Annotated in this window: 6 protein-coding genes; 1 reads left to right on the top strand and 5 read right to left on the bottom strand. The window is 58.9% G+C overall.

The genetic code is table 11. From position 1 onward, the window contains the following. Window positions 1–125: 125 nt before the first annotated feature. The 5 genes from MKZ87_RS28795 to MKZ87_RS28775 form a co-directional block, all read right to left on the bottom strand. Window positions 126–1,289, bottom strand: a complete 1,164-nt coding sequence (locus tag MKZ87_RS28795) for a type III PLP-dependent enzyme (RefSeq protein WP_085702449.1) — start codon at window positions 1,287–1,289, stop codon at window positions 126–128. Between the two features lie 594 nt (window positions 1,290–1,883). After that, the gene (locus MKZ87_RS28790) at window positions 1,884–3,038 is read right to left on the bottom strand and encodes a betaine/proline/choline family ABC transporter ATP-binding protein (RefSeq protein WP_085702450.1); all 1,155 of its coding nucleotides are present in this window, start codon (window positions 3,036–3,038) and stop codon (window positions 1,884–1,886) included. Continuing rightward, a complete protein-coding gene (locus MKZ87_RS28785; protein WP_085698416.1) occupies window positions 3,035–3,688 on the bottom strand; it encodes an ABC transporter permease in 654 nt (217 codons plus the stop codon). Before MKZ87_RS28785 ends, MKZ87_RS28790 begins: the two co-directional genes overlap by 4 nt. 13 nt (window positions 3,689–3,701) lie before the next feature. Then, a complete protein-coding gene (locus MKZ87_RS28780) occupies window positions 3,702–4,595 on the bottom strand; it encodes a glycine betaine ABC transporter substrate-binding protein (protein WP_085698417.1) in 894 nt (297 codons plus the stop codon). A 21-nt stretch (window positions 4,596–4,616) separates the two neighbouring features. Then, window positions 4,617–5,306 carry an ABC transporter permease gene (locus MKZ87_RS28775; RefSeq protein WP_166554532.1) on the bottom strand — a complete coding sequence of 230 codons (690 nt, stop codon included), beginning with the start codon at window positions 5,304–5,306 and terminating at the stop codon, window positions 4,617–4,619. A gap of 355 nt (window positions 5,307–5,661) precedes the next feature. Here MKZ87_RS28775 and MKZ87_RS28770 point away from each other — a divergent pair, with 355 nt between their 5' ends. Then, on the top strand, window positions 5,662–7,245 hold the full coding sequence (locus MKZ87_RS28770) for a peptide chain release factor 3 (protein ID WP_085702451.1): 1,584 nt from the start codon (window positions 5,662–5,664) through the stop codon (window positions 7,243–7,245). Window positions 7,246–7,363: the final 118 nt, after the last annotated feature.

Genomic DNA, 7,363 nt, shown 5'->3' with positions numbered 1-7,363 from the left:
TGTGTTTGCTCGCACGAACATCATCAATCAAATCGGCGTTCTTGTTTGTGTGTTTCCCGAGATTCCGTGAAGAACCATAAAAAAGGCCCATGCACATGCATGGGCCTTTTCATTTACAGCTTCGCTTACACGTAGAACGACTTCAGCGGCGGGAAGCCATTGAACTCTACGGCGCTGTAGCTGGTGGTGTACGCACCGGTCGACAGCCAGTAGAGGCGATCACCAATCGCCAGATTCAGCGGCAGGCCGTACTTGTAGTTTTCGTACATGATGTCGGCGCTGTCGCAGGTCGGGCCGGCGATCACGACTTCTTCCATCTCGCCTTTCTTCTCGGTCCAGATCGGGAACTTGATCGCTTCGTCCATGGTTTCGATCAGACCGGAGAACTTGCCCACATCGGTATAAACCCAACGCTCGACGGCGGTACGGGATTTACGCGCGACCAGTACCACTTCGCTGACCAGGATGCCGGCGTTGGCAATCAGTGAACGGCCCGGCTCCAGAATGATTTCCGGCAGATCATCACCGAAGTCTTCCTTGAGGAAGCGGATGATTTCTTCGGCGTAGGTTTCCAGGCTGTTGGTGCGGGTGATGTAGTTGGCCGGGAAGCCACCGCCCATGTTGATCAGCTTCAGGTGGATACCGTCTTCTTCTTTCAGGCGCTCGAAAATCACTTTGACCTTGGCGATCGCGGCGTCCCAGACGCTGATGTCACGCTGTTGCGAACCGACGTGGAACGAGATGCCGTAAGGCACCAGACCCAGATCGCGGGCGAGGATCAGCAGGTCCATGGCCATGTCGGTCTGGCAGCCGAATTTGCGCGACAGTGGCCAATCGGCTGTGGTCGAGCCTTCGGTCAGGATGCGCACATAAACTTTGGCGCCCGGTGCGGCCTTGGCGATGTTGCGCAGGTCGGCTTCCGAGTCGGTGGCGAACAGACGCACGCCCTTCTCAAAGAAGTAGCGAATGTCCTTGGACTTTTTGATGGTGTTGCCGTAGCTGATCTGGTCCGGGCTGACGCCCCGGCTCAACACTTTGTCCAGCTCATAGATCGAGGCGATGTCGAAGCTCGAACCTTTCTCTTTGAGCAGGTCGATGATCTCGACGGCCGGGTTGGCCTTGACCGCGTAGTAGACCTTGGCGAATTCGAAACCGGCGCGCAGGTCATCGTAGGCCTGGGCGATCATCGCGGTGTCGATCACCACGAACGGGGTTTCCTGTTTGTCGGCGAATGCCTTCATTTTCTGAAAGGTTTCGCGCGCGAAATAGTCTTCGACCTGGATCGACATACCTGGGAGCTCCTATGGGCAAACTCGTGAAATCAATGGGTGCAAATGAACGCCCTCCGTATCCCCACTTTGGTTCGCCTACTTCCCAAGGCATGTCGCCGAAAGCAAAAAGGCCATGGGAAATGTAGTCTTTCTTTCCCTTGGCCTTGCTGTCTCGTCGTCAGTACTTGAGCCGGATGGATCGTTTCCAGCATGGACGTTCGGCGCGAACTTTAGGGCGTGAGGGGCCTGAGATCAACTAAAAATGTCGCGTTTTTGCACGCTTCTGACGTGCGTCGCGGATATCACTCTTTGTAGCCGACCGAGATGACGGTCAGATGTTCCGCAGTAATTTTCTGGTGTTAAAAATACCTGCACGTTCGATGCTGATGTGCACCAAGTCTCAGGAAAGTACGATCACTTCAACATCGGCGACGTTAGCTGCGAGAAGGGGCGGTGCGGGGGGATTTATGAATTTACGCTGACACCGTCGGACGGATTCGGCCATTTGATGTGTTGATATTTATTGCCGGCTTGGCGTTGGCAATGAGGCCCCGGCTTTCAGGTTCCTGTGGTCGAAAAAAAAGGGCTGTTGAACAGCCCTTTTGCATTTTGTCAGGCCACCGTTTCGGCCGGTGACACGATATTGGTCTTCATTCCGCGCGATCGACCCGAACTCAGGTACGCCGCAATCGACTCCTGGGTGACCTCGCCGAGGAATACCCGCTCGGCATCCATCACCGGCAACCAGGCACGATTGAACTCGTACATCCGTGACAAGAGGATGCGCAAATGCTCGTCGTACGCCGCCGTGGCGTTGAACTCGCGCAGGAACTGGGCACAGGTGCCGGTCTGGCGATGCAGGTCGCGACGGCGCACATAACCCAGTGCCTTGTTCTCGGCGTCGGTGACGACGACATAGCGGCGGTCATGCTCGTCCATCAACTCCAGCGCATCGGCCACCGGGGTTTCCGGGCTCACCGATGGCGCGTTGTCTGCCGCGTCTTCGGCTTTCACCAGTAGCAGGCGTTTGAGGGTGCTGTCCTGGCCGACGAAGTTGCTGACAAAGTCGTCTGCCGGATGCGCCAGCAGCGTGTCCGGATGATCGATCTGCAACAGCTTGCCGGCGCGGAAGATCGCGATCTTGTCGCCCAGTTTGATCGCTTCGTCGATGTCGTGGCTGACCATGATCACGGTCTTGTTCAACGCGCGCTGCATCTCGAAGAACTCGTTCTGGATCATTTCGCGGTTGATCGGGTCCACCGCACCGAACGGTTCGTCCATCAGCAACAGCGGTGCATCCGCGGCCAGCGCGCGGATCACGCCGATCCGTTGCTGTTGGCCGCCGGACAGTTCGCGCGGGTAACGATGCAGATACTGCTTGGGCTCAAGCTTGATCATGCTCATCAGTTCGCGGGCGCGGTCGTGGCATTTCTGTTTATCCCAACCGAGCAGTTTCGGCACGACGACGATGTTCTCTTCGATGGTCATGTTCGGGAACAGACCGATCTGCTGGATCACGTAGCCGATGTTGCGGCGCAGGGTCACTTCGTCGAGGTCGGTGGTGTCTTCGCCGTTGATCAGGATCTTGCCGGAGGTCGGCTTGATCAGGCGGTTGATCATTTTCAGCGTTGTGCTTTTGCCGCAACCCGATGGCCCGAGGAACACACAGATTTCGCCTTCATTGACGGTCAGGCTTACCGAGTCCACGGCTTTCACATCTTTGCCGTTGCTTTGGAAGGTCTTGCTGAGGTTTTGAAGTTCGATCATTTGAGGAGTCCTTTTGGAGTCAGCGAACGTTGCAGCCACTGCAAAATGAGGTCGGCGAAAATCGCCAGAAGACTGACCAGCAGCGCGCCGACGATGAGCATCGACATGTCGCTGCGGCTGATGGAGGCGAGGATCAGCACGCCAAGGCCGCCGGCGCCGATGGTCGCGGCGATGGTCATCACGCCGATGTTCATCACCACGGCGGTGCGTACGCCCGCGAGGATCACCGGTACCGCAATCGGCAACTCGACCATGCGCAGGCGCTGGCCGAAGGTCATGCCGATGCCGCGAGCAGCTTCGCGGATGCCCGGCTCGACGCCGGTCAGGGCGAGGTAGGTGTTGCGCATGATCGGCAGCAGTGAATAAAGGAACACCGCCGTGATTGCCGGCATCGGGCCGAGGCCCTGGCCGAATTTCGAATAGAACGGCAGCAGCAGACCGAACAGGGCAATCGACGGCACGGTGAGCAATACCGTGGCGCTGGCCTGCAAGGGACCTGCGAGCGTCGGAAATCGAGTCATCAAAATCCCCAGCGGCACGCCGATGAGGATTGCCAGACTGACGGCGATGCCGACCAGGGTGATGTGCTGCCAGGTCAGGTGCATCACCTGCTGCCAGTCGAGGTGGGAAAAGGCGTTCAAAAATTCCATGACTTTTCCTCCTTTAATTCAGTGGATGCTGGCGCAGGAAATCGGCAGCGACTTTCGACGGGCTTTCGTGATCGACATCGACCCGCGCGTTGAGCTGGCGCATGGTTTCGTCGTCGAACAGTTCAGCCAGCGGCTTGAGTTGCTCCGCCAGTTGCGGATGGGCGTCGAGGTAGGCCTGACGCACCACAGGAGCGGCGGTGTAGTCCGGGAAGTAATGCTTGTCGTCCTCCAGCAGCTTCAGGCCGAAAGCATTGAGGCGACCGTCGGTGGTGTAGACCAGACCGGCAAACACCTGCCCGTTGCGCAGCGCGGTGTAGACCAGGCCTGCGTCCATCTGTCGGATGTTCTTGCGGGTCAGGTTCATGTCGTAAAGCTTGACCATGCCGTCCAGACCGTCGGAGCGGTTGGCGAACTCGGTGTCCAGCGCGACCAGGTGGTTGGTCTTGGCTTCAGCCTTCAGCACGTCGTTCAACTGGCTGATATTGCTGATCTGCGGATATTCCTCGGCCACCTTTTTCGGCAGGGCGAGGGCGTAGGTGTTACTGAATTTCGACGGCGTGAGCCAGACCAGGCCTTTTTTCGCGTCGAGTTCTTTTACCCGGGCGTAGGACTGTTCGCTGTCGAGTTTCTCGGTGACATGGTTGTAGGCCACCAGCGACACACCGGTGTATTCCCAGAGCATGTCCAGCTGTCCGCTTTCGTGGGCGCTGCGGGCCAGGTTGCTGCCCAGGCCGCCGGTGATCCGCGCGTCGTAACCTTTGCTGCGCAGGTATTGCGCGGTGATTTCCGCGAGCAGCGTCTGCTCGGTGAATACCCGGGCGCCAAGACGGATAACGGGCTTTTCAGCGGCTTGCGCCAATCCCGCGAACAGCAGGGCGCAGCCTAAGATCAAGCTAAGTCGTTTCATGTTCATTCCTTCGCAAGAGCCTTAAGACGGGCGCAAACCGCGTTCCAGCCAGAGACGGCTGGCGAGGGTGACCACGCCATCGAGCAGCAGGGCCAGCAGCGCGGTGCACGCGGCGCCGAGCAGCAGTTGCGGCTGATTGTTCAGGGCGATGCCGGGGAAGATCAGGCTGCCAAGGCTGTTGGCGCCGATCAGGAAGGCCAGCGGTGCGGTACCGACGTTGATCGCCAGCGCGACCCGCACACCGCCGACGATGATCGGCACGGCGTTGGGCAATTCGACTTTCCACAACACCTGACGCGGCGTCATGCCGATGCCGACGGCGGCTTCTTTCAGCGAACCCTGAACGTTTTTCAGGCCTTCATAGGTGTTGCGCACAATCGGCAACAGCGAGGCGAGGAACAGAGCGAAGATCGCCGGACCGCTGCCGATGCCGAGAATCCCCAGGGCAATCGCCAGCACGGCCAGCGGAGGCACGGTATTGCCGATATTGAAGATCTGCATGAAGCGTTCAGCGCGGCCGACCATGCTCGGGCGGCTCAGGAAGATACCGGCGGGGATGCCCACGACCAGGGCGGCCAGCATTGAAGCGAGGACGAGAATCAGATGAGCTTGCAGGTAAAACAACAAATCGTCGCGGTAGTGTTCGATCGTGTTGATGCCGATCCAGTGGACCAGCAGGGCCAGGAGCGCGATCACCACCGCACCTCCCATCAGCCCTTTGCCATAGCGGATAGCCACAGGCGGACTCCTTTTTTTAGTCGGCGAACGCAGCTCCGCGTGGCATGCCATTCCTGGCTGCCGGAGTCAGCGTTCGCGAGAAGCGGCTTTTTTTCAGCCCGGCAAAAACGGTCTGAAAGCGAGCCATGAGCGCAGCCTCGTCAGGCTAACTTGCTGATTTTTCAGCCCCTGACGAATTGTCGTAACAGGGGATGGACGTCTCCGTGCTTTAAAAGGTTCCCATCCGAGGCAGCATTTGGCCACCCTTAATGTGCTCAACGGTTCGGTTATTGAATCGAGTTGGGCTATAATCGCCGCCCTTTTTTGAATCACCGCCAGGCGATTTCCCATGACCAACCAGGCCGCCGAAGTCGCGAAACGCCGCACTTTCGCCATTATTTCCCACCCCGATGCCGGTAAAACCACCATCACCGAAAAGCTCCTGTTGATGGGCAAGGCGATTGCCGTGGCCGGTACGGTGAAATCCCGTAAATCCGATCGCCATGCGACATCCGACTGGATGGAGATGGAGAAGCAGCGGGGTATTTCCATTACCACCTCGGTCATGCAGTTCCCGTATCGCGAACACATGATCAACCTGCTCGACACCCCGGGCCACGAAGACTTCTCCGAAGACACCTACCGCACCCTGACCGCGGTGGACTCGGCCCTGATGGTCCTCGACGGCGGTAAAGGTGTAGAGCCGCGGACCATCGCGCTGATGGATGTCTGCCGTCTGCGTGACACGCCGATCGTCAGCTTCATCAACAAACTCGACCGTGACATCCGCGACCCGATCGAACTGCTCGACGAGATCGAGGCCGTCCTGAAGATCAAGGCGGCGCCGATCACTTGGCCGATCGGTTGCTACCGCGATTTCAAGGGTGTGTACCACCTGGCGGGCGATTACATCATTGTCTACACCCCTGGCCACGGCCACGAACGCACCGAAACCCGGATTATCGAGAAGCTCGACTCCGACGAAGCCCGCGCTCACCTGGGCGACGAGTACGACCGCTTCCTCGAGCAGTTGGAACTGGTGCAGGGCGCCTGCCATGAGTTCAACCAGCAGGAGTTCATCGACGGTCAACTGACCCCGGTGTTCTTCGGTACCGCACTGGGCAACTTCGGGGTCGACCACGTACTCGACGCCGTGGTCGACTGGGCCCCGCGCCCGCTGCCGCGTGTGGCCAACGAGCGCACCGTGGAGCCGGTGGAAGAGAAGTTCTCGGGCTTCATCTTCAAGATCCAGGCGAACATGGACCCGAAACACCGCGACCGCATCGCCTTCATGCGTATCTGCTCCGGCAAGTACGAGAAAGGCATGAAGATGCGCCATGTGCGTACCGGCAAGGACGTGCGCATCGGCGACGCCCTGACGTTCTTCTCCTCTGAGCGCGAACAGCTGGAAGAAGCGTACGCCGGCGACATCATCGGCCTGCACAACCACGGCACGATCCAGATCGGCGACACCTTCACCGAAGGCGAAGCCCTGGGCTTTACCGGTATCCCGCACTTCGCCCCGGAACTGTTCCGTCGCGTACGTCTGCGCGACCCGCTGAAATCCAAGCAACTGCGCCAGGGCCTGCAACAGCTGGCCGAAGAAGGCGCGACCCAGGTGTTCTTCCCGGAGCGCACCAACGACATCATCCTCGGCGCCGTCGGTGTGCTGCAGTTCGATGTGGTCGCCAGCCGCCTGAAAGAGGAATACAAGGTCGAGTGCTCCTACGAGCCGATCACCGTGTACTCCGCGCGCTGGATCGAATGCAGCGACAAGAAGAAGCTTGAGGAATTCTCCAACAAGGCGGTGGAAAACCTGGCACTGGACGGCGGCGGTCACCTGACCTACCTCGCCCCGACCCGGGTCAACCTGGCCCTGATGGAAGAGCGCTGGCCGGACGTGAAATTCCGTGCAACCCGTGAGCACCACTAAGCGCTGACTGGTGAGACCCGAAAGCCCACTGATAAAACAGTGGGCTTTTTTTTGGTTCTTCACGGATTACCGGGAAAGACGCTCTTGATCTTCATGAAAAAGAATTCGCTATCCCGGT

Origin of the sequence: Pseudomonas sp. MCal1 (genome assembly GCF_026341415.1) — a bacterium.
Lineage (GTDB): Bacteria > Pseudomonadota > Gammaproteobacteria > Pseudomonadales > Pseudomonadaceae > Aquipseudomonas.
Note: the sequence above shows the minus strand (reverse complement) of the source record. Positions and strands in the feature narration are given on the sequence as shown.